Annotated in this window: 27 protein-coding genes and 2 pseudogenes; 4 read left to right on the forward strand and 25 right to left on the reverse strand. The window is 42.4% G+C overall.

Annotated elements, in window-relative coordinates; all coding sequences use genetic code 11:
- Positions 1 to 16: 16 nt before the first annotated feature.
- From ACVR1G_RS06940 to ACVR1G_RS07025, 18 genes are all read right to left on the reverse strand, one after another.
- A complete protein-coding gene (locus tag ACVR1G_RS06940) occupies positions 17 to 853 on the reverse strand; it encodes a PTS system mannose/fructose/sorbose family transporter subunit IID (protein ID WP_447452460.1) in 837 nt (278 codons plus the stop codon).
- 1 nt (position 854) lies between these two features.
- Positions 855 to 1,709, reverse strand: coding sequence for a PTS mannose/fructose/sorbose/N-acetylgalactosamine transporter subunit IIC (locus ACVR1G_RS06945; RefSeq protein ID WP_447452461.1), 855 nt, complete (start codon positions 1,707 to 1,709; stop codon positions 855 to 857).
- Between the two features lie 526 nt (positions 1,710 to 2,235).
- Complete coding sequence (locus ACVR1G_RS06950; RefSeq protein WP_447452462.1) at positions 2,236 to 2,730, reverse strand: PTS sugar transporter subunit IIB; 495 nt, start codon at positions 2,728 to 2,730, stop codon at positions 2,236 to 2,238.
- Positions 2,731 to 2,861: 131 nt separating this feature from the next.
- The gene (locus ACVR1G_RS06955) at positions 2,862 to 3,299 is read right to left on the reverse strand and encodes a PTS sugar transporter subunit IIA (RefSeq protein ID WP_447452463.1); all 438 of its coding nucleotides are present in this window, start codon (positions 3,297 to 3,299) and stop codon (positions 2,862 to 2,864) included.
- A 265-nt stretch (positions 3,300 to 3,564) separates the two neighbouring features.
- Positions 3,565 to 4,860 (reverse strand): ABC transporter substrate-binding protein, encoded by a 1,296-nt coding sequence (locus ACVR1G_RS06960; protein ID WP_447452464.1) that lies wholly within the window; start codon positions 4,858 to 4,860, stop codon positions 3,565 to 3,567.
- Between the two features lie 4 nt (positions 4,861 to 4,864).
- Positions 4,865 to 5,536, reverse strand: a complete 672-nt coding sequence (locus ACVR1G_RS06965) for a response regulator (protein WP_447452465.1) — start codon at positions 5,534 to 5,536, stop codon at positions 4,865 to 4,867.
- Positions 5,529 to 6,848, reverse strand: coding sequence for a sensor histidine kinase (locus tag ACVR1G_RS06970; protein ID WP_447452466.1), 1,320 nt, complete (start codon positions 6,846 to 6,848; stop codon positions 5,529 to 5,531). Before ACVR1G_RS06970 ends, ACVR1G_RS06965 begins: the two co-directional genes overlap by 8 nt.
- A complete protein-coding gene (locus tag ACVR1G_RS06975; RefSeq protein WP_447452467.1) occupies positions 6,848 to 7,804 on the reverse strand; it encodes a substrate-binding domain-containing protein in 957 nt (318 codons plus the stop codon). Before ACVR1G_RS06975 ends, ACVR1G_RS06970 begins: the two co-directional genes overlap by 1 nt.
- A gap of 8 nt (positions 7,805 to 7,812) precedes the next feature.
- Positions 7,813 to 8,604 (reverse strand): Cof-type HAD-IIB family hydrolase, encoded by a 792-nt coding sequence (locus ACVR1G_RS06980; RefSeq protein WP_447452468.1) that lies wholly within the window; start codon positions 8,602 to 8,604, stop codon positions 7,813 to 7,815.
- Between the two features lie 195 nt (positions 8,605 to 8,799).
- Entirely contained in the window at positions 8,800 to 9,195 is a 396-nt protein-coding gene (locus ACVR1G_RS06985; RefSeq protein WP_447452540.1) for a single-stranded DNA-binding protein, read from the reverse strand.
- Between the two features lie 88 nt (positions 9,196 to 9,283).
- The gene (gene rpiB, locus ACVR1G_RS06990) at positions 9,284 to 9,739 is read right to left on the reverse strand and encodes a ribose 5-phosphate isomerase B (protein ID WP_447452469.1); all 456 of its coding nucleotides are present in this window, start codon (positions 9,737 to 9,739) and stop codon (positions 9,284 to 9,286) included.
- Complete coding sequence (locus tag ACVR1G_RS06995) at positions 9,736 to 10,386, reverse strand: ribulose-phosphate 3-epimerase (RefSeq protein ID WP_447452470.1); 651 nt, start codon at positions 10,384 to 10,386, stop codon at positions 9,736 to 9,738. The genes rpiB and ACVR1G_RS06995 overlap by 4 nt, the downstream gene beginning before the upstream one ends.
- Positions 10,387 to 10,795: 409 nt before the next feature.
- A complete protein-coding gene (locus tag ACVR1G_RS07000) occupies positions 10,796 to 11,536 on the reverse strand; it encodes a DeoR/GlpR family DNA-binding transcription regulator (RefSeq protein ID WP_447452471.1) in 741 nt (246 codons plus the stop codon).
- Between the two features lie 65 nt (positions 11,537 to 11,601).
- Complete coding sequence (locus ACVR1G_RS07005; protein ID WP_447452472.1) at positions 11,602 to 12,972, reverse strand: PTS transporter subunit EIIC; 1,371 nt, start codon at positions 12,970 to 12,972, stop codon at positions 11,602 to 11,604.
- A gap of 14 nt (positions 12,973 to 12,986) precedes the next feature.
- Positions 12,987 to 13,925, reverse strand: a complete 939-nt coding sequence (locus tag ACVR1G_RS07010; protein WP_447452473.1) for a sugar phosphate isomerase/epimerase family protein — start codon at positions 13,923 to 13,925, stop codon at positions 12,987 to 12,989.
- A gap of 376 nt (positions 13,926 to 14,301) precedes the next feature.
- Entirely contained in the window at positions 14,302 to 14,928 is a 627-nt protein-coding gene (ytpR, locus tag ACVR1G_RS07015) for a YtpR family tRNA-binding protein (RefSeq protein WP_447452474.1), read from the reverse strand.
- Positions 14,929 to 14,943: 15 nt separating this feature from the next.
- Positions 14,944 to 15,261, reverse strand: a complete 318-nt coding sequence (locus tag ACVR1G_RS07020) for a thioredoxin family protein (protein WP_447452475.1) — start codon at positions 15,259 to 15,261, stop codon at positions 14,944 to 14,946.
- Positions 15,254 to 15,544 carry a DUF4651 domain-containing protein gene (locus ACVR1G_RS07025; protein WP_447452476.1) on the reverse strand — a complete coding sequence of 97 codons (291 nt, stop codon included), beginning with the start codon at positions 15,542 to 15,544 and terminating at the stop codon, positions 15,254 to 15,256. The genes ACVR1G_RS07020 and ACVR1G_RS07025 overlap by 8 nt, the downstream gene beginning before the upstream one ends.
- A 108-nt stretch (positions 15,545 to 15,652) precedes the next feature.
- On the opposite strand from ACVR1G_RS07025, the gene pepA reads away from it, so the two are divergent.
- Together pepA and ACVR1G_RS07035 are read left to right on the forward strand one after the other, a co-directional pair.
- Entirely contained in the window at positions 15,653 to 16,738 is a 1,086-nt protein-coding gene (gene pepA / locus ACVR1G_RS07030; protein ID WP_447452477.1) for a glutamyl aminopeptidase, read from the forward strand.
- A 52-nt stretch (positions 16,739 to 16,790) separates the two neighbouring features.
- Positions 16,791 to 17,338: pseudogene (locus ACVR1G_RS07035) on the forward strand (NAD(P)-binding domain-containing protein); the annotation flags it as partial.
- A gap of 236 nt (positions 17,339 to 17,574) precedes the next feature.
- Here ACVR1G_RS07035 and ACVR1G_RS07040 read toward each other — a convergent pair.
- The 7 genes and pseudogenes from ACVR1G_RS07040 to ACVR1G_RS07070 form a co-directional block, all read right to left on the reverse strand.
- A pseudogene (locus ACVR1G_RS07040) lies at positions 17,575 to 17,725 on the reverse strand (CPBP family intramembrane glutamate endopeptidase); the annotation flags it as partial.
- A gap of 18 nt (positions 17,726 to 17,743) precedes the next feature.
- Positions 17,744 to 18,607 carry a CPBP family intramembrane glutamic endopeptidase gene (locus ACVR1G_RS07045; RefSeq protein ID WP_447452478.1) on the reverse strand — a complete coding sequence of 288 codons (864 nt, stop codon included), beginning with the start codon at positions 18,605 to 18,607 and terminating at the stop codon, positions 17,744 to 17,746.
- A 292-nt stretch (positions 18,608 to 18,899) separates the two neighbouring features.
- Complete coding sequence (locus ACVR1G_RS07050) at positions 18,900 to 19,760, reverse strand: DegV family protein (RefSeq protein WP_447452479.1); 861 nt, start codon at positions 19,758 to 19,760, stop codon at positions 18,900 to 18,902.
- A gap of 69 nt (positions 19,761 to 19,829) precedes the next feature.
- A complete protein-coding gene (locus tag ACVR1G_RS07055; protein WP_447452480.1) occupies positions 19,830 to 20,345 on the reverse strand; it encodes an NYN domain-containing protein in 516 nt (171 codons plus the stop codon).
- 145 nt (positions 20,346 to 20,490) lie between these two features.
- Positions 20,491 to 21,228, reverse strand: coding sequence for a 23S rRNA (guanosine(2251)-2'-O)-methyltransferase RlmB (gene rlmB / locus ACVR1G_RS07060; protein WP_447452481.1), 738 nt, complete (start codon positions 21,226 to 21,228; stop codon positions 20,491 to 20,493).
- Positions 21,229 to 22,590: a DNA repair protein RadA gene (radA, locus tag ACVR1G_RS07065; protein ID WP_447452541.1), complete on the reverse strand. Its 1,362-nt coding sequence runs from the start codon at positions 22,588 to 22,590 to the stop codon at positions 21,229 to 21,231.
- Between the two features lie 95 nt (positions 22,591 to 22,685).
- On the reverse strand, positions 22,686 to 23,132 hold the full coding sequence (locus ACVR1G_RS07070) for a dUTP diphosphatase (protein WP_447452482.1): 447 nt from the start codon (positions 23,130 to 23,132) through the stop codon (positions 22,686 to 22,688).
- Between the two features lie 200 nt (positions 23,133 to 23,332).
- Here ACVR1G_RS07070 and ACVR1G_RS07075 point away from each other — a divergent pair, with 200 nt between their 5' ends.
- On the forward strand, positions 23,333 to 24,364 hold the full coding sequence (locus ACVR1G_RS07075) for an NAD(P)H-dependent glycerol-3-phosphate dehydrogenase (protein WP_447452483.1): 1,032 nt from the start codon (positions 23,333 to 23,335) through the stop codon (positions 24,362 to 24,364).
- A gap of 30 nt (positions 24,365 to 24,394) precedes the next feature.
- The gene (gene galU / locus ACVR1G_RS07080) at positions 24,395 to 25,297 is read left to right on the forward strand and encodes a UTP--glucose-1-phosphate uridylyltransferase GalU (RefSeq protein ID WP_447452484.1); all 903 of its coding nucleotides are present in this window, start codon (positions 24,395 to 24,397) and stop codon (positions 25,295 to 25,297) included.
- Positions 25,298 to 25,342: the final 45 nt, after the last annotated feature.

The raw sequence follows: 25,342 nt of genomic DNA on the forward strand, positions 1-25,342 counted from the left end.
CGCTCCATTTTTTGATTTAGTATTTTAATCCTGGATCGAAGAAGCCTGTCAGGACACCAACAAGAGCAAGAACTACTAAGAGCAGCATAACTTTAATTGGCGACATATTTTTCTTAGCCATCAACCACCAGCAGAAAACGGTAATTAAAGCTGTTAACAAGCCTGGATAAACACCATCCAACTGGTCTTGCAGCACTAAGAAAGCTTTTCCAGAAGAATTCTTCAATTCAAAGGATGTTTTAATAGGAACCCAAGTCGCAGCTACAGCACCGACAACCATACCACCAACGATAGCTACGGCTTTACGGATAGCTTGTCCTTGAGGGCCAACCAAAACTTCAACTGCCTTATCCCCAAGTTCATAGCCCTTGAAGTAGGCAAAACGCATACCGAAGTAGGCTAAGAGATTCCAAACCACAATATAGAATATCGCACCGACCGGCGAACCGCCAGTTGACAAGCCAAGGGCAATCCCTAAGATAATTGGAATCAAAGTACCGACAACAAGGGAATCACCGATACCAGCAACCGGTCCCATCAAACCAGCACGTAGACCATTGATAGTTTCATCATCAACACCATCTGAACCATTCGCACGAGCTTCTTCCAAGCCAGCTGTTACCCCAACAATAAGGGAACCAAGTTGTGGTTCTGTATTGAAGAAGGCCGTATAGGTCTGCATCGAACGCGCTTTATCATCTTCATTATCGTAAAGCTCTTCAACGATTGGCAGCATAGAGGTCAGGTAACCAAAGGTCTGCATATGCTCTTGTGAGAAGCAGGTTAAGTTCCCATAATACCAATGATGGAAGGATTTAGTTAGTGTTTTCTTTGAAATTTTCTTTTGAGCCATCTTAGATATCCTCCTCATCGTCATCAAATTCTAGATTATCTGCACCAGCTACTGCTGTAGCCTTAGCGTTTTTAGCCATTTCTAGTTCATAGAACAAGACCGCAAAGATAAGGGAAATGACTGCACATGATACCAAGTTCAATCCCAATGATGCTGCAAGAGTAAATCCAACAAAGAATGGGATAAAGTCAACTGCCTTATCAACAATTTGTTTCAAAAGAATAGCAATCCCTACACATGGGAGCAAGGAACCTACCGTAAAGAGGGTCTTCATTGGAATACCATCCAGTGGCAGTGCTTCTTTCAACGCCGTAACTGCGCTTGCTCCTAATTTACACATAATTAGCGTTGGGATGAATGAAAAGATGATATGGGAGACCCAAGGAAGGCCCCAGTCTACTGCATACAGTTTTTTATAATCTCTCTTTTCAACAGCTCTCCAGCCGATGTGCTGCCATACTAGGTTCATAGTAGCTGTTCCGTAGAAAAGCACGGTACCAATAGTACCTACCAAGGTTCCCATTGATTTTGCAAGGTTAGCTGCATCAGCTGAATTAGCTGACAGCCCTTGTGAATGAATAGCAACCATCGCCAAAGGAATACCGATATAAGATACCGCACGAACATCGGCTGATACAGTACCACCAGGTGTTACCAAGGCGATGTAAACGAGCTGCATAGCAACCCCACAAACGATACCCGTTTTAAGATCTCCAAGGATCAGGCCACAGACCAGACCTCCGACTAAGGGACGACCTAAAGTGTAGTTACCAATGGTCGTACCACCTAGGCCAGGCATGGAAGACAAACAGGCAAACAAGCCAAGAATGGCTGCTTGTAACCAAGAAATTGTCATAATAATTCTCCTTTATTTAAAGATACAAAGGGCGTTAAGAAAGCGAGAAGAAAATAGGAGCCTAACGCCATGCGCTTTGCGCATAAGGCAGGCTATCTTTTTCTCGACGCTTTTAGCCCGTGTTCAATTACCAAGATACTAAGAGCGTCAGCGAGCAGAGGCAAAATAGCAGGTTCGACGAAGAGTCGCAAGACTCTAGGAGAAGCTGTCTTTTTGACACAGCTCGCAGCTCGTATTCAATTAGCAAGATACAAAGGGCGTGAAGAAATCCGTATAAAAATAGGAAACGGACGCTGTGTCGTAAAGACACAAGGACGTTTATCTTTTTTACTAGGATTTTAGCCCGTGTTCAGTTAACAAGATACTAAAACGTTACGAGAAAACTGGCGACAATCGCCTTTCTCTTTATCACCAGACAAAACTGCTTATAGGCAGTTTCTATAAAGTTAGTAAGGTAGATAGGTAAGCCACCATAACGATTGCCGTAGTTTACCCAGTGTTTTAAAACCTAGACAAGCCTTCTACGTTAATAACCAAATTGTGATTTAAAGTCTGACCAGTAGCCGATAGAAACATCTGGTAGGAGCTGGAATTTCACCTTGTAACCAGCTTTCTCAATCTCTTCAATAGCATCGGCCTCTTCTTGAGTGATTGACTGGTTGTTACCAAGTTTGACAGCACCAGGACGGTCATTAGCTGGACCGACAATAATTTCTTTAATGTCATCTGGTACAAAGCCTTGATCCACCAAAATTTCCTTCATATCGATAGGATTCTTAGCGATGAGGAAGTAGCGGCTATCAGAATCTGTTACTTTTTTAGATTTTTGCGCAAAAGCTTCTTTGGTCCAAACAAAAGTTTTCTTATCCGATGCTCCCTTGTAAGCTTGGATTAACACCTTATTATTGGCAGCTGCGTCATTTACCGCAATCAACCCATCGCATGGGTACTCTTTTGCCCAACGTGTTACAGTTTGACCGTGAATCATACGGTCATCGATACGAACAAATGAAATTGACATGTTCTTGTCTCCTCTTAAAATAAATTTAGCCTAAGGCTAGTTATAATTACAATAAAATGGTTAGCAAAATTGCTAAATATAGCATTTTTACCAGCTAGAAAGACTTGAAGTTAACCATCAAGCACTACTAACTAAATGTCATCATCGTCGTCAGCATCATCATCAGATACTTGGAATTGCTGAAGAGCTGTTGAAGCCTCCGATAGAATATTTTCTGCCAAAGCTTCCCCTTCCAGCATATCCTTCATGACAACAGCCGTTAGAGCGGCTGTCAGATTCATTCCGCCAATGACTAGCGCTGTGTCCAATTTTCCTTTTTCGGCCAAAACATTTAGGAATGTTGTCAGAGGACTACCGCCGACAATATCCGCTAGAACAACAAACTCATCCTGCTCATTTGTCTGAGCTTCCAAGCCTTCCTTGACTTGACTAGCAAAGTCGTCAACTGACTTACCATTCTGCAGACCAAAAGCTAGAACTTGATCAATCTTATCGCCAGCAAACATGGCCAACGAGGTTTTCAATCCCTCGGCCAAGCCACCGTGACTGACTAACACCAGATACTTCATAAGACCCTCCTTTTATTGTCTTTATTTTACAAAAATTGGAAACGCTTTTACATTGTTGTTTGTCACATCATGCGATTAACACTTGTCACTCATACAATGACATTTGTCACTAAAAAGAAAAAGAGCCGAGAAGACAAATTCCTAAGACGCTTGTCTTCCCAACGCTTTTATTTGTAGCTTACTTACGCTGCTAGTAGGCCGCAGACCCTCCTTGAGCGAGCGTTTTTAATTGGTTTTAATCATTGGAGATAAGTCTGGTTTTTGCCTACTGGTTCAGCTTATCCTGAATTGCCTGTAAATCATCGTCCAAGCTATCCTCCGATATGGACTGAGCTATGAGGTAATCAGCCTTGTCTAATATCTCCTGGGTGGTTAGAGAGCGAGGTTCAACACGCGAGTGTGAGAGCATAGCTGTCAAATTGTCGGTAGTAAGAGCGTTACCACCGAGGCTATCCTGATTAAAAAGCTTAGTCATAGAACTGCTTGTTACCACGGATTTCTTCACAGAGGCTCCAGGAGAATTCTTCATTAGTTGGCTCTGATGTTCATTCTCAACCAAAAGTTTCATAAATTCCCAAGCTAGACTTTTATGACCGCTCTTAGATGAAATTCCAAAAAGGGAGGTCTGGAGCTGATTAGGAATTACTCTGGAGGATTTTACGGGCATGCGAACACAGGTCCACTCAAAAGAGGAATATTTGGCAACATGATAAGGGTATGGTTTATAGGTTCGATATTCCGCCAGAGTCATGGGCATAAAGGCTACATTCCCCTTATCAAAATCTTTTGAGGTCAATTTGGTTGTTCCAGATAGCTTATCCAGCTTAGTATAATAGTCTAGCGCCGATTTGATTTGGGGATTGTTGATGGAGACTTTTTGTGAATTGTCAGCGGCGAAAATAGACAGCCCGTAGGCTGATACTGCATCCCGCCAACTGTATTCGGTCACTCCAAATTGGTCAAGATTACCATCCCCATCAGTATCCTTAGTTAACCTTTTGCACAGCTGATAAAACTCTTCCAAGTCCCAACCCTCTTCAGGAATCCTGACACCTGCCTGCTTGAGTAAATCCTTGTTAATACAAAGCATCATGACATTATTTTCATAGGGCAGACCATAACTTTTGCCTCGGTACTGGCCAGCTTTGAGACTGGATTGATAAAAATCATTGGTATTGAGCTTCTTAAAATAGGGGCTGAGATTGAGAAGAGTCTGGTTTTGAGCTAAAGAGCTAAAACTGCCGTCAGGGACCATAAAGATATCAGGTGTCTGCCCTAGAACGATCTTGTCTGACAGCCAGTCAGCATAATCATCCTTATCAATACCGCTTTCATAAGTCACCTTAACATTAGGGTGCTCCTTTTCAAACTTAGCAATAACATGATCCATCAAGCGAGTTCCTTCATCACTGGGGACATTCCAACTGCTATCTGTATAGAGTCCCAGCTCCAAGTGAACAGTATGAAAACGGCTCCAGTAAATCAGGCTGACCACCCCTAAAAGGAGGGAAAGCAGCAGCAACATCTGCCAGTGAAGCTTCTTCCACTTATGTTTTACCATATATCTAATCCTCAAAATTTCTGGTTGTCACACCTGTTTGAACAGCCCAAATAGCCAGCTGGGTTCGGTCACGCAGGGAAAGTTTGGAGAGGATATTAGATAGATAGTTGCGAATGGTCCCTTCTGACAGATAAAGTTTTGTCGCAATTTCTTTATTGGACAAGCCAAACCCAACTTGCTGGATAATTCGCCATTCAGCTTTAGATAAATCAGCTACCTGATCATCTTCTACCTGAATACTCAAATTTGATTGGGCCATCTGCGAGAACAGCTTAAACACCTTAGTTGCAATATCTGGATTGAGCATAGATTTGCCATCGTAGACAGTAATAATTGCTTTATAAAGCTCCTGTGTTGATACTCCCTTTAAGAGGTAGCCCGAAGCACCAAACTTAAGTGCACTAAAAATAAAATCATCATCATCAAAGGTCGTCAAGATAATAATTTTAACATCTGGATACAGTTCTTTTACCCGCTGAGTACACATAACACCGTCCATTTTAGGCATGCGAATATCCATTAAGATAACATCAGGACGCTCGGAGGCAATAGCTTCTAAAACTTCAAAGCCATTGCTAGCCGTTCCAACGACATCTATATCTTCGTGGGCTGACAGAATAATTTGAAGGGAGTCGCGGATCAGCTCCTGATCATCTGCAATCATCACCTTAATCATGAATTTGTCCTTTCATTCTCGGAATAGTAATATGAGTTAAAAAACCTTGGCTGCCATCATAAGAGATGCGGCCGCCAACCATGCTGAGCCGCTCCTGCATCTGCATAAGTCCATAGCCCATATTGATATGCTCGCATCCTTGGCCATCATCGTGAATGACGATACGGTAAGAGGTATCATCCTGATAACATCGAATAGTGACTATGCTGGCATGACCGTGGCGCAAAGAATTGGTAACCGACTCCTGAATAGCTCGAAAGATAATGTCCTCGGTTGTGACGTCTAAGTCAACATCTCCCCAGTCGTAGACAAAATCAATCTGCAAAGAGGATAAACTTTGGTACTCCAACAGCATATTTTTGAGTGCTTCTTTCAGTGTATGACCTTCCAAAGCCCCCGGTCGAAGTTTATCAAGAGAGCGACGGACATCCTGAATACTATTGCGCACGACTAGAGACATCTTATCGACTTGTTCCTTAGCCTTATCAGGGTTCAAATCAATCAGCACCGAGACAGCGTCCATTCCCGACGAAATTCCTGTCAAAGCATGACCTAAGGTATCATGGATTTCGCGTGAAATCCGCTTGCGTTCACGATCTTCGGTAATTTTTTCCGTTAGATCTGCGTAGGCATTCAGATCCTCATTAATTTTAGCAATTTCCTGCAGTTTTTCCTGCATTTCCTGACGTTCCTTGGCACTAATAACAATGTAAAAAATAAAAGAACCGAAAAAAGCAACAAGATTAAAGGAATAGAGAAGGTTTTTGACTAGCTTAAAACCAAATTGTGTCTGTTCCGAATAAAATTCTAAGTAGGTGTCCAAAGAAGGAATCTTGATAATACTGGATAAGACATCTGGATCAGAGATGAGAAGCATAAGCGAACTCATAAACAGCACTGCTGCCCAGCTGCGCTTGCGCTGCAAAACGGTATAGTCTAAGCTAAAAAAGATATCTAAAAACACTAGCAGAAAAATACCATTATAAGAATATTGGAGAGTCTTGAAAACTGCTAGCATCACTAAAAACTCTAGCAGAATCAATCCAGCTGCTAAATTGAAATTAGCCTGTCCTTGGCGCTCTCTGAAATAGATAACCCCCACTAAGCACAGGTAGAGCCCTAGAGAAAGAAAGAAGACGATACTAGGAGGTTGGGGCACTATTTCTAAGTTTTCTAACAAGGATTGGCTCAAATGGTGGGCTACAATGTATTTACTCGTCAAAAGGTAGGTCATACCAATGTTCCAAATTGCAAAAAAATTGAGTACAACAAGACTGTAGCGCGCTAATGTTATGACACGTTGACTCGTCATTATTCCCACCCCGTCAAATTATAATCAGCTATGTTGTCTTTATCCACCAGCTTTACAGGAATGGTAATCCTTTTTTTGACCTCATCTCCCTCTAAAAGCTGATAAACAGCGTCAATACTCTTATCAGCCATTTGGGTTGGAAATTGGGCTACACTGACTAAATGGCTGTCTCCTCTAGCAATCAGAGATTTAACATCGGGAGAGCCATCAACACTGTAGATCATTTTGGACTGAGAAAGTTTGAGGTTCTCCTGAGCAGCCAGTGCACCGATAGCACTGCGATCATTGATCGCCATGATTGTGTCAATTTGAGGATTCTCCGTTAAGGCCTTGGCAGTCAGAGGCATAGCTAGCTCCGTCTGACCTTGAGCATTGGCATCTCCGACAATATGGTAATCCTTGCGGCCTGATATAGTGTCCTTAAAGCCCTGAAGCCTTTCATCTGCTGAATAGGTCCCCTCATGAGCCAGGAGGTAAATATTAGCCGATGACTGACTGACCATTAAGCGTTTGCCTAGTATGACACCGGCTTGATAGTTATCTGATACCACAGTGGTATCAGCCAAATCATCAGCTAGCTGACTGTCGACTACCACTACTTTAATACCCGAGCGTTTGGCTTGTTTTACAGCCGATAACAGTTGCTTATCATTACCATTAACGGGATTGATAATAAGCGCATCGACATCTTGTTGGACAAATTTTCTCACCTGTTCAGCCTGCTTATCGCTGCTTAATACAGGATTTCTAAGGAGCAGGACATCACCCTTTTCATCGGTTACTTTTTTTATCTGCGAATTGAGATAGCTGTAAAAACTGTTGTTCATGGTCATAAAGGTGACCCCAATCCTTTTTTGCCCCTGAACAGCTGGCTGGTACTGATAGTAGGCATAGGAAATAGCTATAATAATACAGGCTAACAGAAAGTTTCCCATAACAAACTTGCGTTTTTTCAAACCATCACCTACAGTATTTCTTCTCTTAAAACTTTAGCAATACCATCATGGTTATGATCCAATGTCACTCTGCCTATACGCTTTTGCAAAGGCTCAGGAGCATTCCCCATAACAACTCCTTGACCCACTGTTTCTAGCATTTCCAAATCATTATAATTGTCACCAAAGGCCATCGTTTCAGCTTTAGGGACTTGATAGTAGGCACAAAGAGCCGTGATTGCCTGTCCCTTATCAATACCAGCTGCCATAACTTCAATCAAATGGGGCAGAGATTTGGCAATCGATAAGCTGGGATAGGAGTTTTTAAGTTCTTGTAACACAGCATCGGTTTTTTCTGGCGGGCACATGACCAAGACCTTATGAGCTTCCTGAATATGGGTAAGTTCAGAAAGCCGGCTTGCTTGCGATTTAAGCCCAACCACAACTTCTTCGTTTTCGACTAAATCGTGTGCTTGATAAGAGGAGAACCAATCCTGATAAGAATAAATATTCCAAGCTAAGTCCTTAGCCATATTTTCAATCGTTTGAGCAATAGCAATCGCCTCTGCCATAGGAAGAGATTTGGACGCAATAGTCCTACCATCTTCAGTCTGAAGTAAAGCTCCATTGTAAGCGATCAAGGGGCTATTAACCCCAATTGTTGCCATAATAGGGCGAATAGCTTCTGGCATACGGGCCGATACTGGTACAAAATAAAGCCCCTTAGCAACACAAGCTCTGATAGCTTCCTGTGTAGCCGGCGTTACAGCATGATATTGGTTAAGTAACGTTCCATCAATATCACTGAAGATAATTTTCATGAGCTGACCTCCCATTTTGTTTTTTATCCGTTTGCATTCTTAATATCATTCCTATTATAACATTTTCTTGTTTGAGATTCTTCCTTACCAAGGCAAAAAAGGCCTGAAGCAGGAGTTTTACTTCAGACCCTGGAGTTATATGGATGTGAAAGTTGTTTGATACTCTTTGAGTATTAGGATAAGGATACGTCAGACCTAAAAGGGAAGCTCTTCTTCCTCAAGGACAAGATCCGCTAAGTCACTAGCCGTATTATTTTCACGTACGGCACGCTGAGCCCGACTTTCTAGAAGCTGGAAAGACTGGGCTAGAACCTCAGTTACATAGCGAGTTTGACCATCTTTATCGTAACGGCGTGTGCGTATCTCACCATCAAGAGACAGCAAACTACCCTTGTTGGCGTAGGAAACCAGCGTCTCAGCTAGTTTTCCCCATAAGACGATATTGATAAAATCCGCCTGACGCTCACCGTCTTGCGACTTGAAACGTCGGTTAACAGCCAAAGTCACATGGGTAACTGATTTATCCGAGGATGTTTTAATCATCTCGGGGGCAGCAACTAAGCGGCCGATAAGAATGACTTTATTATACATCATTTCACCTCCTCACCTTATTTATTCGTAAAAGAGATGAAAAAATAATAGAAACCGAAAAAAATTTAAATACTTTTGTAGATTACTCTTAATCTATATTTCCCTGATTTTCAATATCAGAAATCATATCCAACCTCACTTGATGACGTCCACCTTCATACTCTGCCGTGAGCCATTCATCCACAATCATCTTCGCTACTTCTAATCCGACTACGCGGGAGCCAAAAGCCAAAACGTTCGTATCATTATGCTGGCGGGACAATTTAGCTGAATAAGGATCGCTGCAAATGACACAGCGAATGCCTTTGATTTTGTTTGCCGAAATACCAATGCCAACACCAGTACCGCAAATTAGAATTCCCTTATCGATCTTATTGGAAGCTACTGCTTCAGCCACAGCTTTCCCGGATTCGGGATAATGAAATCGCTCTGTACTGTCTGTCCCATAGTTGACAACTTCATAGCCATACTTATCTTCAATATATGCCTTAAGAGCCTGCTTATATTCTACAGCAACATGATCATTTCCAATACCAATTTTCATAACTTGTGTAATTCCTTTACTATCTCTGCGTAAGGTTTTTCTTTGCCAAATAAGGCGCTGGTGCCTAAGATGAACCCATCGGCTCCAAGGGCACTTAATTCTTCGATAATAGCTGGACTACAAGCACCATCAATCATAATCTTATAATGGTAGTCTGATTTTAAATCAACCAGCCTTTTTATCTTTTTCTTAGTAAAATCAATAAATTTCTGGCCTGCAAATCCTGGATTAACTGTCATAACCAGCAGGTAGTCAACTAATTCTAGCATTTCACCGACTGTTTCAACACTTGTATCGGGATTTAGCGCTAGGCCAGTTAATTTTCCACTATCCTTGATATGGCTGAGTGTTTTCACTACGTAACGTTCACTTTCTGGGTGAATATAGATCAAATCTACACCTGCATCAATAAACCAATCCACTTTATTTCCAGGTTTTTCAATCATTAAGTGACAGTCAATTAATTTATCGGTGTATTTTCTAATGGCTTTAATATCATTAATTCCCATGGTTATATTAGGAACAAATTCACCGTCCATAATATCACAGTGATAGATATCCACATCAGCACGATTCAGGTTTTCAACTTCTTTTTGTAAATGGCCGAAATCTGCGCACATCATGCTGGGACACAATAATGTCGTCATAACATCCTCCTCCATAGGACAATTAAGCAGTTAAACGATACGACAAAAATTAAGAAAATCGCTACAGATACAGCACAATCTCTAAAAACTTTAGATCCGAAGGCAGTCCACATTTATAAAGCACAATCTCTTACATTCAAAGAAGATCCTATCAGACTAGGCAAGGTAACAACTTAAAGGGATCAAGCGGTCCAAAAAGGAACCACTTTGAGTTACCGCCTAGGCTTAGAAAGCGGCCAAGTATCCCACTAACTAAAGGCAGCCGCTATAGGCAGGCTGCCTTGCTTCTTTACTAGCTCGCCCGCTAAAAATAAACAATGGCGATTTTGTCTCCTGACGTCTCAATATCTAGCATTTGATTTTCCAGAAGAAACGGATACAGAACCTTACTTATCACTAATTAATAACATCAATCAGCTGCTATCATAGAGGTAACCTTCCCAAGGCTGTCATCCCAGCGATCTGATATGACCGTGACATCCTTTAGATCAAAGGCCTTGACATTGGATAAATTATGAAATTTAGTGCTATCACACAGGAGATAAACTTCATCGGAATGTTCCCGTACTATCTTCTTTTTAGTCGCTTCGACAAGTGTCGGAGTTGTTACCCCAAATTTTTCATCAACACCATTAACCCCTAAAAAAGATTTACCGAAATAGATACTCCTCAGGTTCGTTTCAGTTAATGCACCACTTACTGAGGAGTTTATAGGATTAAATTGACCTCCTAAGATAATAACTTCCGCTACAACACTGTCAGCAAGTGCGAATAAATCAGTATTGGTCGTGTAGATTGTAATCCTCTTATTTAGAATTTTTCTAAACAATACTGAGCATGTCGAGCCAGAATCGAGATAGATAACATCGCCATCGTGAATTCGTTTAGCCGCTAGGTTAGCGATTTTATCTTTTTTATCACCATGAAGCGTATTGCGCATTGTGATTGGAATCTCTCCCACAGTTGACATTAATTTAATAGCACCGCCTGATAAATATTCAATTTTATTGTTCTTTTCAAGCTCTTTTAAATCGCGCCGCAGTGTTGAGGAAGAAACGTGTGGAAATACGGATTGAATCTCATCAAATTTGACTAATTCAGTATCCTTTAACAAGCTTAATATTTTTTGTTGTCTTTCGTATGGAATCATCTTATTATCTACCTTTATTTTGGTAATAATGATACCATATTCAGAAAATTATTTCATGCAGTCGTCTAAGCTAGCTGGTCATCTCTACTTGTGAAAACAAAGCCAAGAACGGCACCAACAAGAACAGAAATCCCTAGACCGATAACACCATTAATAACATTGGCATTGCTTTCGATAAATGCCGGAAAGGTTGTTACACTGCCGAACACAAAAGCGTTGGTAACAACTTTAGTCAAACCTAGATAAGCTCCGCCAGCTGCACCTGCAATAATTTGTGCCAAAAACAGTTTTTTGTTTTTTACAAGCATACCAAATAGGGTAGGCTCAATAATTGCTGATAATGCAATGGTAATGACGCCTGTCATCGCAAAATTTTTAAGGTTTTTATTCCTTGCCTTGAGCCAAACTCCAAAGGCCGTTCCAATAACAGCAAAGTTACAGGCAAAGGTCAGAGGACAGATATAATCATAGCCATTTTGAGAAATATTATTAATCATAATAGGGTTGACTGCCCAGTGGATACCAAAGCTGACCAAGACGCTCCAGCCACCGCCAACAAGGATACCTGTCAGTACACCACTGCGTTCAATTAACCAATTAACAACATTAGCAATTCCTTCACCACTGTATACGCCAATCGGACCAATAACAATAACGGTTAAGGGCACCATAATAGCTAGAGACACCAAAGGAATCAGAACAAGCTTAAGTGTTTCTGGAATATGCTTGTCTAACCACTTATAGAGGTAAGAGTAAGCCCAAATCGCAAGTATAATAGGAACAACCGTTGAGTTGTAATTCATCAAGACAACTGGAATTCCAAAAAAACTTGTCGTAGCACCATTACCTGTCTTTCCTAGCAAAGATAAAAAGTCAGGATGCAATAAAGCAGCTCCAATTAAGGCTGAAACGTAGGGACTGGCTCCGAAACGCCGTGCAGAAGAAAAGGCGAGTAAAACCGGAAGAAAGTAGAAAACAGCCATAGAGGCAGCAAACAAAATGCTATAGGTACCGCTTTTATCACTAATCCAGCCCAATTGGACACTTAAAATAAGTAGGCCGCGTAAAATTCCTGATCCAGCTAAAGCCGGCAGTAAGGGTGCAAAAATTCCTGATATAGCAGAAAAAATCTTACTGATAATACTGCCACCTTGACCTGATGATTCTTCCAAAGAATTCTCTGTATTGCCTTTTACGAGTATCTCAAATTCGTCATAAACATGGGGGACTTCTGTACCAATTAATATCTGATACTGTCCGGCTCTGTTGACAACATCCACAACACCATCTACAGCTTTAACAGCAGCATCATCTGCCTTAGATGGATCTTTCAAGTTTAAACGTAACCGTGTAGCACAGTGAGTCATATTAGAGATATTTTCTGGTCCACCAATATGCTCTAAAATCCCTTTTGCAGTTGCTTTGTAATCCGCCATAGGTAATCACCTCCCTAGTCTTTATTTCCTTTTAAGAAAGTTAACATTAATTTATTAGCTGCAATAGCATCGTTTTTATCAATAATATCTTGGATATGGTCCATTCCGACTGTGTCAATTAACTGATCCATATAGGTAATCATGGCAACATTTCTTTCTGCCTCTTCTACAGCAGGTTCAATAACTGGGAAAGTGTCAAAATAGACGACTCCCTGATAATCATGCTTTTTCAGGTAGTACAAAAGTTCCAAGGTTTTAAAGGGGGATGCTGTTCCAATCATCAGGCCGTCATCAGCAACACCATAGCCATCATTTGCATGGATACCATACAGCTGCCCCCGACTGCCAAAAACATCTGCGGCAAAAGCTGGATTTTCATGTTTCATAAGCATATGGCAGTAATCCAGAGTAACACCGATATTCTCACGATTCACTTCGCTTAGCAGCATTCCCGTTATTCCCATGCTGTCGACAAAAGCGTAAGCTCTTTCTTCATAGGGTTTATATTCAATGCTGATTTTCAAATCTGGAGCGTAATCACAAATTTCTTGATAAGCCTTTACTAACTGATTCCAAACCTTGTGATAGTTGATTTGAAAGCTGTAGTCGAACCCATCAAACCCCAACCAAATAGTGATAACCTCTCCGCCTATTGCTCGGCAATAATCGGCTGCATCCTTACACAACTGGCGTGCCTTAGCTGCAACAGCAGGATCTGCGTTGCCTAGTTCACCATTAATAAAATCACCCCGGAACCTAAGCGCCAGTCCATTCAAAATAAGGTTATGCTTGTCTAAAAGTTTCTTCATTTCTTCAGACGAAATCCCCTTAGTATGCTCTGGATAATTGAGATCAACATAACCTAGACCAGCAGTTTCAAAGTCTGAAAAGGTTTTTTCCAAATTATAACCATCAATTCTCAGATAGGAATTAATCCTTGTCGCTAATTTCATATCTTTCCTCCTATTTATTAACTTCGCCTATATTTTAGCACTAAAAGAAAGCGATTTCAACATATTTTTTCATATTTTTTTATTTTTTATCGTATTTTTTTATTTTTTATCGCTAATTGAATCATATTTTTTCTATTTAACCTATCAAAGTAAAAATCCAAAAATACAAAGACCTTTAGTTTTAGATCATCCAAGAAGTTTAAAGCTAAGATACTTTTTATTTTGAACATACAAATAGAGAGGACAAACCCTTGTCCTCTCTGAATGTTAAGATATAGCATTACTAAATTGACATTAAGCCTAAATATAAAAAGACCTCGAGCTGTTTTTTATATTCCAGCAATTGAGGTCTCCTTTTTCAATCTAATATTTGACCTTACCCTTTCCAATGTTTCATCGGGTCAAAACGCTCACCGATAGAAGCATTCTCATCCAATTCAATAATTCCACGCTTTTGCGGAGCGTTTGGCAAGGCTAATTCCCGCGGAGCGCACATCATGCCGTAGCTCTCAACACCACGGAGCTTGCCTGAGAAGATAAGGCTACCGCTTGGCATCATGGCGCCTGGAAGGGCTACGATCGTTTTAAGACCGACCGCTGCATTGGGGGCACCCGCTACGATTTGAACAGTTTGGTCAGGCGCAATCTGTACTTGACAGATGTTGAGATGGTCACTGTCCGGATGAGCTTCCATTTCCTTGATTTGCCCTACAACAAAAACTGGGCTAGGAGTCACTTCGAGAGCTGCCGTGAACCCTTCTTTTTTCAACTCATTGTTTAAGACTTCTAAATCAGTAGCTGATGGAAAAACTTGACCATTTGCATCAAGTTGAATGAGGCTAGAAGCTTCAAAAATATTCCAAGCTAGGGTCTTATTAGTTGCCGTCTCAAAGACACGCGCCACTTTTCCCTTGCGCTCAACCTCACGTTTAACATCCTTAGTGTCTTGCAAGATCACCATCAAAACATCGCCGACTTGTTCTTTATTATAGGCATAAATCATATTTCTTCTTTTCCCTCACTTGAAACTGGCTAAAAACTGATTGATTTCCTCTTTGGTTTTTCTGAGTTTATTGACTAGGCGTCCGATTTCCTGACCATTTTCAATGACAATCAAACTAGGAATCCCAAAGATATCCCACTTTTGGGCTAGGGGCATAAAGGCATCGCGGTCTACTTGAACAAAGGTAACATGGGGATTATCGGCTTCTAGCTCATCCAAAAAAGGATAGAGAAACTGGCAGTCCGGACACCAGTCAGCTGTGAATAAGAAGACAAAACGGCCGTCTTGTTCTAAATAAGCAGCTAATTCTTCGTAAGTTTCTGGTTTAAGCATTTTCTTGACCCTCGCTGTAGGAAATATGGCCGTCATCATAGATAAAATCAAGGACGCGGCCATCTTCAAAGACCAGACCACCCGATAAACTGGCACCTTGTGTCTCATAATCCTTGATATAGAGGACTTGAACATCCCCCATCTGACTAAAATAAGCTCTGATCTCAGCTAAAATGCTTGTCTGCTTACGGTCAGCCATTTTTTGTTTCAGACCATAGCTCAGAGCCGCTAAACCCGCTAGACCTATCAGACCTGTTGTTAGCAGTAATTTCTTATGTTTCATGCCTTTCATTTTATCATAAATGAAGGCCTTTGGCGACAGGCAGAATCGGGCAAGGACAGCTATCCGACCAGCTTTATGCTAAAATAGGACTAAGAAAGTGAGGACGCAATGACAGACTTATTTACAAAAATTCAAGAAGTGACAGCGCTTAAAGGTATCGCAGGACATGAGTTTCAGGTACGAGATTATCTGCGTCGGGCTATTGAACCTCATGTTGACAGCATTGAAACCGACGGGCTGGGGGGACTCTTTGGAATTAAAGAAAGTACAAGGGCTGAGGCTCCCCGTATCATGGTGGCTGCCCACATGGACGAGGTCGGCTTTATGGTCAGTGACATTAAGGAAGATGGTACTCTGAGGGCTGTTGCCATAGGAGGATGGAATCCACTGGTTCTCTCCTCGCAGCGTTTTACTTTAATCACGCGCTCGGGTCAGAATCTGCCCATTATTTCGGGATCCGTTCCGCCACATTTCTTGCGGGGACAAAATGGTCAAACTAGCCTGCCAGCGGTTGCTGATATTATCTTTGACGGGGGTTTTAGTGACAAAAGTGAAGCTTACAGCTTTGGCATTACTCCTGGTGACATCATTGTGCCAGACAGTCAAGCGATCCTGACAGCTAATCGGAAAAACATCATCAGCAAGGCTTGGGATAATCGCTATGGAATTCTCATGGTAACTGAGCTCTTAAACAGTCTGAAAGTAAGCCAGCTGGACAATACCCTGATTGCTGGCGCCAATGTTCAAGAGGAAGTTGGCCTGCGCGGAGCCCATGTTTCAACGACCAAGTTTGACCCTGAGCTCTTTTTTGCCGTTGATTGCTCACCTGCAGGCGATGTTTATGGGGACCAAGGTAAAATCGGCGATGGTACCTTGATTCGTTTTTATGACCCCGGACATATCATGCTGCGAAACATGCGTGATTTTCTCTTAACGACTGCCGAGGAGGCTGGTATTAAGTACCAATACTATGCAGCCAAAGGTGGCACTGATGCTGGAGCTGCCCACCTGCAAAATAGCGGAGTGCCTTCAACTACCATTGGTGTTTGTGCTCGCTACATCCACTCCCACCAAACTCTCTACAATATAGATGATTTTTACCAAGCACAGGCTTTCTTGCAAGCTATTATCAAAAAGTTGGATCGCTCAACAGTTGATCTGATCAAAAACTATTCAGGAAAGGGACTTTACTAACGCAACTGGTGTTAGTCTGCGGGCTGCGATTGGATTTATCGGCCTTGGAAAGATGGCAACAGCCATCATCAAGGGCCTAGAGAAAACAGACTTTGATATTTTAGTGGCCGGACGGAACTCGCAAAAAAAACAGCCCGTCAAGCTGAACAATTAGGCGTCCTAGCCTTGCCAAATCAAACAGATCTAGTTGCGGAGGCTGACCTCATCATCTTAGGAATCTATCCTCAGGTCTTGCCAACTGTTCTGGCACCCTTGGACTTTCACCAACCCATCATATCCATGGCAGCTGGAAGCAACCTAAAGCGTTTGGCTGAGCTAACCGACCCTAGCCTGCCTCCGATTCGGATTATGCCTAATATTAATGCTCAGATTTTGCAAAGTACCACGGCCATCTGCGCCAATCAGCATGTGAATGAGCAAGTCTGGGACTTAGCAAAAAACATCACCGATAGTTTCGGATCTACCTTTGAAATTGCTGAGAAGAATTTTGATACTTTCACAGCTCTGGCTGGGGTCAAGCATAGCTTGCCTAAGGATCAAGCCATGAGTATTGTTACACAAACTGTCCTAGCCAGTACACAGAATCTTAGTCAGGGACAGCAAATTTAACTAAGACTCGCTTTGTCTATTTTAATTTTCTAGCAAAACTCCTCAGAAATATTGATTTCTGAGGAGTTTTAGTATTTCTATAAAAATCCTACCATCAGGTCAGCATATGGTAAAGATTGGAATGAATAGGAAAATATCAATGCGATAGAGTCTAGGATTGTGCTGGTTATCAATTACATCTAGCCCGCTCAGTCGGACGTACGCCTTTCACCTTATTTCTTTAAGCCTTATTGACCTAAGGTTATCAAAATCATGATGAAGGAAGCGTAGGCATTCATAAATATGTGGATAGCGATGCTATATTCAACCCGCTTGGATTGCATCGCTACAAAACCAAAGACCAAGCCCTTACCTCCCATAGGTAATCCAACCGCCGATTTTAATTACTAACTTGACCTACCAAGGCAGGCTAATCATTTGGTACATGATTAAAACAGAAATAAAATTATTGAGGATGTGCAGGGCAATACCATACTCTAGCCGTTTATATTTAAAGGCAAAGAAGCCTATAACAGCTCCCATACCAATGTAAGCCAGTGCTGCTCCCCAAGAATCAGGGGTATGCGCCAAACCAAATGCTAGACTACCAAAGAGATAGCTAAGCCAAGGATTGCGAAAGAGCTTTTGCTGAATAAAGCCACGAAAAATTAATTCTTCAATAACTGGTGCTGTGATAGCCACCGCAATAATCATAAAGAAAGCTGGAACGTAGGACAGCATACTTTCCACAGCCTGTTGGTTAGATGTATTGGTCTTATCTTCCAGCTGCATGATAAAACTAGCTACCTGCTCAATCCCTAGCACTAAAGCATAAGCAAGAATAAGACCAAAAACTAAGATTTTCCAGTTCAACCCTTTCTTCTTAATAAAATCCCACCTATAAAGGAGCCAAACGGCCAGGGCTAGAGCTCCTAACTCCACTAAGACAGCTAGACCAACACCAATTGGGCCAGCCGGTAAAAGATGACTGGGATCGGCTTGTCGACCATGTTTTGCTATTGTTTTAACAACAGCCGCAAAACTAATAACAAATACTCCTGCCTGCTCGGCCAGAAAGAGGCCAAGAGCAAGACCAATCCATTTGAGTTTTTCTAAAAATATTTTCATAGTATCTCCATTTTGCAGTGAGTTTTCGTCTGAGTGAATAGTTTTATGAGCAAGCATGACATAGATTAAGATACGGAAATTGATGAGGATAATGACATCAATTAGAGCAGCCAGCCAAATCTTCATTAAGACCAGCAGCAACCCAGCCCTCATGTTAAGATTCCAGTAAAGACCAGCATTCCAAACTAATCCAATAGTCTTGCGCAGTTTTTACATTTACCATAACATTCTTTTCTTTCTTAAATCTCCGTTAAAATTTTTACTTAAATTTTGTACCATGATAACATAACAAGAGTAATTCTACAAGGTCATGTTCGTAAAAAGAAAAAATAAGCTCCTGAGCATTGTAGTTCAAGAACTTGAAGTTTTTTTATGATTAAAGTTCACCGTTTACAAATCAGGCTAAGGCATTTCGTCAGCGAAAAAGTTTCCTGTACTGATCCGCCTAGCGAGGCTCATGGCCGATCGTAAAGATGGCTAAGGTATTCGGGCCAACATGGGCCGAGATGACTGGCCCCAGCGGCATCATAAGTACTTCAGAAATCGATGGACTTTCTAATAACTGTGCTTTAAGGGACTCAGCTCCTGCTTCGTCATTAGCGTAGGCAACAATAGCGGTATTGGTTTCAACATCTTGAAGCGCCCGGTTGACCATTTCCTTCATTCCCTTTTTACGGCCACGCAACTTGGCCAGAGGTACTAGCTTCCCTTCAGCGTCCAACCATAGGAGGGGTTTAATATTTACGAGACTGCCAAGGAGCGCAGAACTCTTAGACAGACGGCCGCCACGCATGAGATGGTAGAGGTCATCGACAAGAAAGTAAGTCCGGAGCCGCGGAATAATATGAGAGACTGCGGCCTTGACCTCCTCAAGGCTAGCCCCTTGGTCCCGCATTTGAGCTGCAAGGATAGAAAGATAGCCTTCTCCACCGGCTGCAGCTCTCGTATCAACAATTTCAATACACGCATCTGGATAATCTTCTAAAACTAAATCACGTGCTATCAAGCTACTCTGATAAGTCCCAGAAAAAAGAGATGAGAATGCTAAATAAAGAACTGACTGCTTCTCTTCAGCGTATTTGCGAAAAGCGGCTTCAAATTGACCAACATTGACCTGACTAGTCGTCGGCTGACCGCCATTTTGCATAGACTCCAGTAAAACGTCACTGGTTATGCGGTCAGTACCAACTGTTGGATAGTCCTTGCCGTCTAGGGTAATTGTTAACCCTAGAATGTCAATATCCTGCTGGTTAGCCCAGTCTTCATTTAAATCAGCTGTCGAATCTGTAATAATCTTAAACGTCATTGCCATCTCCCTAAAAATATAACGTGAATTATTATATCAAAAAAGGAAGGACTTGCCCACCTGAATGCGTTATAAATCGTCTAGGAGGCCTTGAAGTTGGTCCAACTGCTTTTCGTCAAAGGATCCTAGGCGGGGGGTATACAATTCAATATCTTTGGACAGCTGGTCTAGGTTTGATTTGACAATATTGACTCGCTCTTCTAATTCGCGCGCCGAAACCCGTAGGGCTCCTTGTGAGAAAATTGTCCACTGTTCATTGAGGTCACTGGTCGCGACTTCAACAAGATTAAGTCGTGTATTAAGTTCAGCAGCTGTCCGCTCAATATAGGAATCAGCTGTCTCATCTTCCTGAGTAAAAACAACGGTCAATTGATAATCATCATAGCGTTGTCGGCTGCCTGGAACATATTGGGCATCAAAAACACAGATAATTTCAATAGCTTCAAAACTGGCATAATGGCTAAGTTTACTCAGAAGGATATTTCTAGCGGCATCCAATTGGTTGGTTTTAAAGAGCTGTCGCGTCTCCTGCCAAAAGGCAATCATATTGTAGCCATCAACCATTAAAATTTTTCTTCTGACCATAGCACCTCCTTATTAAAGTCGGTAAGCGATATTAGCAAAGTAGATAAAATAAACCAAAACAAAATTCCATGATAACTTTACCATCATCCATCAATTGATCTAATCCTTCGACTGACCTCTAATATCTGCTGACAATCTCTTTTGATCATAATTTATTTCTGAAGACCTCATACATGAGAATGGCTGCAGCCACGCTGGCATTCAGACTTTGGACATGGCCTGTCATAGGGATGGTAACCATCTCGTCTACCTGCTTCTTAATATTAGCAGAGATACCCCTGCCTTCATTGCCGATAATCAAGGCTAGCTTGCCAACTGTATTCCATCTGTGGGCAGGCGTTCCATCCATGTCGGTGCCAAAAACCCAAAACCCTTGCCCTTTAAGCTGATCAATAGTTTGACTGAGATTGGTCACACGAGCAACAGGAACATGTTCAGCTGCGCCCGTCGAGGTCTTGGCAACAACCGGAGTGACACCAACCGCCCGATGTTTGGGAATGATGATGCCGGTCACATTGGTTGCATCAGCTGTCCGCAGGATAGAACCAAAATTATGAGGGTCGTTAAGTCCATCCAAGATAAGGATAAGGGGATTGTCCTGCTGATCTGCTTTCTTTAAAATATCAGCTAAGTCAGTATAGGCGAATTCAGACACACGCAGGACAAATCCTTGATGAACCGCCCCGCCTGTCATCTCATTTAAACTTTTCTTGGGCATCCAAGAGACAGAGACCTTTTTCTCAGCTGCTAGGTCTTTAATTTTATCCACATTTTTGCCACGCAGATCATCTTGAATGTAGAGTTTATTACCAGTGTTAGCCTGCAGGCTTTCCGTTACGGCATGTACACCGTAGACAATATCCTTGTCGTCTAGTTGTTTCATCTATTTAAAAACTTTCTGTAGAACTTCTCCAACAGTTGATACACCGATAACTTCTATCGTTTTAGGAGTTGTGACATCATGGAGTGCATTTTTAGGAACGTAAACTTTGGTGAATCCAAGCTTGGCAGCCTCATTGATGCGCTGCTCAATTCGATTGACACGGCGAATTTCTCCTGTCAGACCGATTTCACCGATGAAGGCATCCTGAGCATTGGTCGGTGCTTCCTTGTAGGAGGAGGCAATAGCGACTGCCACCGCCAGATCAATGGCTGGCTCGTCCAGCTTGACCCCACCAGCTGACTTGAGATAGGCATCTTGATTTTGCAGGAGGAGACCACAGCGCTTCTCCAAAACAGCCATGATTAAACTGACCCTATTGAAATCTAAACCAGTCGTTGTCCGCTTGGCATTGCCAAAAACCGTCGGTGTGACTAAGGCTTGAACCTCAGCTAAAATCGGGCGTGTCCCTTCCATGGTGACGACAATAGCCGAGCCTGTCGCCCCGTCCAAGCGCTCTTCCAAGAAGAGCTGACTAGGGTTGAGGACTTCGACCAGGCCACCCGTCTGCATTTCAAAAATACCAATCTCATTGGTGGAGCCAAAGCGGTTTTTCACCGCCCGTAAAATCCGAAAGGTATGGTGGCGCTCCCCTTCAAAATAGAGAACTGTATCGACCATGTGTTCCAGCATCCGCGGACCAGCCAGAGTTCCTTCCTTGGTCACATGACCCACGATAAAGGTGGCGATATTATTGCTCTTGGCCAGCTGCATAAGCTCAGCTGTCACCTCCCGCACCTGAGAAACAGAACCTTGAACACTGGTAATTTCAGGACTCATAACCGTCTGGATAGAGTCGATAATCAGAAAATCTGGCTTCAGACGCTCGATTTCAGAGCGAATATGTTGCATATTAGTTTCAGCGTAGATGTAAAATTCATTGTCAATATGGCCTAGGCGCTCACTGCGCAGCTTGATTTGCTCGGCCGATTCTTCCCCAGAAACATAGAGTACCGTTCCCTTATTGGCCAACTGAGTCGAGACCTGCAGCAAGAGAGTCGATTTCCCGATACCGGGATCCCCACCGATAAGAACCAGACTGCCGGGCACCACACCGCCACCAAGAACTCGGTTAAACTCTCCCATACTCGTCTTGATTCTGGCATAATCAATAGAAGAGACATCTTTTAACTTGGTCGGTTTTGTTTTTTCGCCTGTTAAACTGACTCTAGCGTTCTTAACTTCTGGAGCCTCAACCTCTTCCACAAAAGAGGACCAGCTGCCACAATTAGGGCAGCGTCCTAAATATTTAGGAGAGTTATAGCCACACTCCTGACAGACGAAACTTGATTTTTTCTTTGCTATGGTAGATCTCCTTTTTCTTGTACCATCTTTATTTCATATCAATTCAGATGGTTATCGCTATGCACCAGATAAATCTAGTTTATCATGACAAAAGTTCACTGACCTGTCGAACCGAAGCCTCCTGTTCGTACACCATCAGCTTGATCGCCATCAGCAATCAAGAAAGGGGCAAAGACGGCTTGGACAATACGCTCGCCGATTTCGAGGGTTACTGGTTGATCACTGATATTTTGCATTTGAGCAAAGATATGCCCTTCATTATTAGGGTTGTTATAGTAATCGCCATCGATAACACCAACTGAATTGATGAGCACCAAGCCCTTTTTACGCGGATTAGAAGAGCGATCATAAAGATAGAGGACTTCTCCCGGCTGCATATAGGCCTTGACTCCTGTGGGCACTAAAGCAATAGCACCAGCCGGAATTTCTACTGTCTCCGCTACTTTTAAATCATAACCAGCTGCATGGGTCGTCGCTCGCTTGGGCAGTAATTTTTCATCAGTATATTGGCTGATAAGTTCAAAGCCACGAATTTTTGACATGGTTCACCTCATAATAATTGCTAGCACTTATTATACTATATTCGCAATAGAAAATAAAAAACTAGCTACTTCATCGCTGTCAGCCCCCTTATATCACGGGCTGACAGCGGTTAAAAACAAGTTTTCTATTTGCGCTTAACCACTCTTTTTCCCTTATTTTATGATATAATGAGAGCGATATTATGATATGGAGACCTATTATGACAAAACAAAAAGTCGCTGTTTTAGGGCCGGGATCATGGGGGACTGCCCTTGCTCAGGTTCTTAATGACAACGGGCATGAGGTCCGCATTTGGGGCAATATCCCAGAACAGATTGATGAAATTAATACCAAACATATGAACACCCTCTACTTCAAAGATATAGTCTTGGATGAAAGAATCAAAGCCTATAAGGACTTAAAAGAGGCTTTAGAGGCTGTTGATGCTATTCTCTTTGTGGTACCGACTAAGGTTACCCGCCTAGTAGCAAAACAAGTCGCTGAACTTCTGGATCACAAGGTGGTTATCATGCACGCTTCCAAGGGACTTGAACCAGGCACGCACGAACGTTTGTCTACGATTCTGGAAGAGGAAATCCCATCAGAACTGCGCAGTGAAATTGTCGTCGTATCTGGTCCCAGTCATGCGGAAGAGACAATCGTTCGCGATCTGACTCTTATTACGGCAGCCTCAAAAGATCTCAATGCTGCTAGATATGTACAGGAGATTTTCAGCAATCGCTACTTCCGTCTCTATACCAATCAAGATGTGGTCGGGGTTGAAACTGCCGGAGCTTTAAAAAATATTATTGCAGTCGGGGCCGGAGCCCTACACGGTATGGGTTATGGCGACAACGCCAAAGCTGCTGTCATTACACGCGGACTGGCTGAAATCACGCGCTTAGGTGTCAAGATGGGAGCCAATCCACTGACCTACAGCGGCTTATCTGGTGTCGGTGATCTCATTGTCACGGGAACTTCTGTTCATTCACGCAATTGGCGAGCTGGGGACGCTCTTGGGCGCGGTGAAAAATTAGAAGATGTCGAGCGAAATATGGGAATGGTAATTGAAGGGATTTCAACTACTAAGGTTGCCTATGAATTGTCCCAGCAGCTGGGCGTTTATATGCCTATCACTACAGCTATTTACAAGGCTATCTACGAGGGGGCAGATATTAAGGAATCCATCCTTAACATGATGTCCAACGAACTCCGCTCAGAAAATGAGTGGCAGGAAGACAACATTAAATAGTAAAGAGTATCTAAGAAGGAAACAAAAAACATGACTAAAGTTAGAAAAGCTGTTATCCCAGCTGCAGGCTTGGGAACTCGTTTTTTGCCAGCTACAAAAGCTCTGGCTAAAGAAATGCTGCCGATTGTCGATAAGCCAACAATTCAATTCATTGTTGAGGAAGCCTTGAAATCTGGAATTGAGGAGATTTTAGTCGTAACCGGTAAAGCTAAACGGTCAATTGAAGATCACTTTGATTCCAATTTTGAGCTAGAATACAATCTGGAACAAAAGGGCAAAACTGATTTGCTTAAATTGGTCAATGATACCACAGCAATCAACCTCCACTTTATCCGTCAGAGCCATCCGCGCGGACTAGGCGATGCTGTACTTCAAGCCAAGGCTTTTGTCGGTAATGAGCCCTTCGTCGTCATGCTAGGTGATGATCTTATGGATATTACAGACGATAAGGCAGTTCCTCTAACAAAACAGCTTATCGACGATTATCAAGAAACTCACGCCTCCACTATTGCAGTTATGCCTGTTCCCCATGATGAAGTATCTGCCTACGGTGTGATTGCTCCACAAGGACAAGGAGAAGCAGGTCTCTATTCGGTAGAAACCTTTGTCGAAAAACCAGAGCCGGATGAAGCTCCAAGTGATTTAGCTATTATCGGACGCTACTTACTGACACCAGAAATTTTCAGCATTCTAGAAACCCAAGAGCCTGGTGCAGGCAATGAGGTTCAGTTGACCGATGCTATCGATACCTTGAATAAGACTCAGCGTGTCTTTGCGCGTGAGTTTAGGGGTAACCGCTATGATGTGGGAGATAAGTTTGGTTTTATGAAGACCTCTATTGATTATGCCTTACAGCACCCACAAGTTAAAGAGGATCTTAAAGATTACATCATTAAACTGGGTAAAGAGCTAGATGGGAAGCAAGCAAAGTGACATCTATAATGGAGTTCTGGCTCCCTAGGAATAAAACCTAGGGGG

It is taken from the genome of Streptococcus dentasini (assembly GCF_053206945.1).

Coding starts and splice junctions, on each gene's coding strand:
- ACVR1G_RS07050 (WP_447452479.1), bottom strand. CDS start 19,760: ATGACGTTTAAGATTATTACAGATTCGACAGCTGATTTAAATGAAGAC.
- galU (WP_447452484.1), top strand. CDS start 24,395: ATGACTAAAGTTAGAAAAGCTGTTATCCCAGCTGCAGGCTTGGGAACT.
- ACVR1G_RS07070 (WP_447452482.1), bottom strand. CDS start 23,132: ATGTCAAAAATTCGTGGCTTTGAACTTATCAGCCAATATACTGATGAA.
- ACVR1G_RS06950 (WP_447452462.1), bottom strand. CDS start 2,730: ATGTCAATTTCATTTGTTCGTATCGATGACCGTATGATTCACGGTCAA.
- rlmB (WP_447452481.1), bottom strand. CDS start 21,228: ATGAAACAACTAGACGACAAGGATATTGTCTACGGTGTACATGCCGTA.
- ACVR1G_RS07010 (WP_447452473.1), bottom strand. CDS start 13,925: ATGAAATTAGCGACAAGGATTAATTCCTATCTGAGAATTGATGGTTAT.
- ACVR1G_RS06980 (WP_447452468.1), bottom strand. CDS start 8,604: ATGAAAATTATCTTCAGTGATATTGATGGAACGTTACTTAACCAATAT.
- rpiB (WP_447452469.1), bottom strand. CDS start 9,739: ATGAAAATTGGTATTGGAAATGATCATGTTGCTGTAGAATATAAGCAG.
- ACVR1G_RS07045 (WP_447452478.1), bottom strand. CDS start 18,607: ATGAGGGCTGGGTTGCTGCTGGTCTTAATGAAGATTTGGCTGGCTGCT.
- ACVR1G_RS07075 (WP_447452483.1), top strand. CDS start 23,333: ATGACAAAACAAAAAGTCGCTGTTTTAGGGCCGGGATCATGGGGGACT.
- ACVR1G_RS06945 (WP_447452461.1), bottom strand. CDS start 1,709: ATGACAATTTCTTGGTTACAAGCAGCCATTCTTGGCTTGTTTGCCTGT.
- ACVR1G_RS06940 (WP_447452460.1), bottom strand. CDS start 853: ATGGCTCAAAAGAAAATTTCAAAGAAAACACTAACTAAATCCTTCCAT.
- ACVR1G_RS06955 (WP_447452463.1), bottom strand. CDS start 3,299: ATGAAGTATCTGGTGTTAGTCAGTCACGGTGGCTTGGCCGAGGGATTG.
- ACVR1G_RS07000 (WP_447452471.1), bottom strand. CDS start 11,536: ATGATTCCATACGAAAGACAACAAAAAATATTAAGCTTGTTAAAGGAT.
- ACVR1G_RS06960 (WP_447452464.1), bottom strand. CDS start 4,860: ATGGTAAAACATAAGTGGAAGAAGCTTCACTGGCAGATGTTGCTGCTG.
- ACVR1G_RS06995 (WP_447452470.1), bottom strand. CDS start 10,386: ATGACGACATTATTGTGTCCCAGCATGATGTGCGCAGATTTCGGCCAT.
- ytpR (WP_447452474.1), bottom strand. CDS start 14,928: ATGATTTATGCCTATAATAAAGAACAAGTCGGCGATGTTTTGATGGTG.
- pepA (WP_447452477.1), top strand. CDS start 15,653: ATGACAGACTTATTTACAAAAATTCAAGAAGTGACAGCGCTTAAAGGT.
- ACVR1G_RS07055 (WP_447452480.1), bottom strand. CDS start 20,345: ATGGTCAGAAGAAAAATTTTAATGGTTGATGGCTACAATATGATTGCC.
- ACVR1G_RS06965 (WP_447452465.1), bottom strand. CDS start 5,536: ATGATTAAGGTGATGATTGCAGATGATCAGGAGCTGATCCGCGACTCC.
- ACVR1G_RS07025 (WP_447452476.1), bottom strand. CDS start 15,544: ATGAAACATAAGAAATTACTGCTAACAACAGGTCTGATAGGTCTAGCG.
- ACVR1G_RS06970 (WP_447452466.1), bottom strand. CDS start 6,848: ATGACGAGTCAACGTGTCATAACATTAGCGCGCTACAGTCTTGTTGTA.
- ACVR1G_RS07020 (WP_447452475.1), bottom strand. CDS start 15,261: ATGCTTAAACCAGAAACTTACGAAGAATTAGCTGCTTATTTAGAACAA.
- ACVR1G_RS06985 (WP_447452540.1), bottom strand. CDS start 9,195: ATGTATAATAAAGTCATTCTTATCGGCCGCTTAGTTGCTGCCCCCGAG.
- ACVR1G_RS07005 (WP_447452472.1), bottom strand. CDS start 12,972: ATGGCGGATTACAAAGCAACTGCAAAAGGGATTTTAGAGCATATTGGT.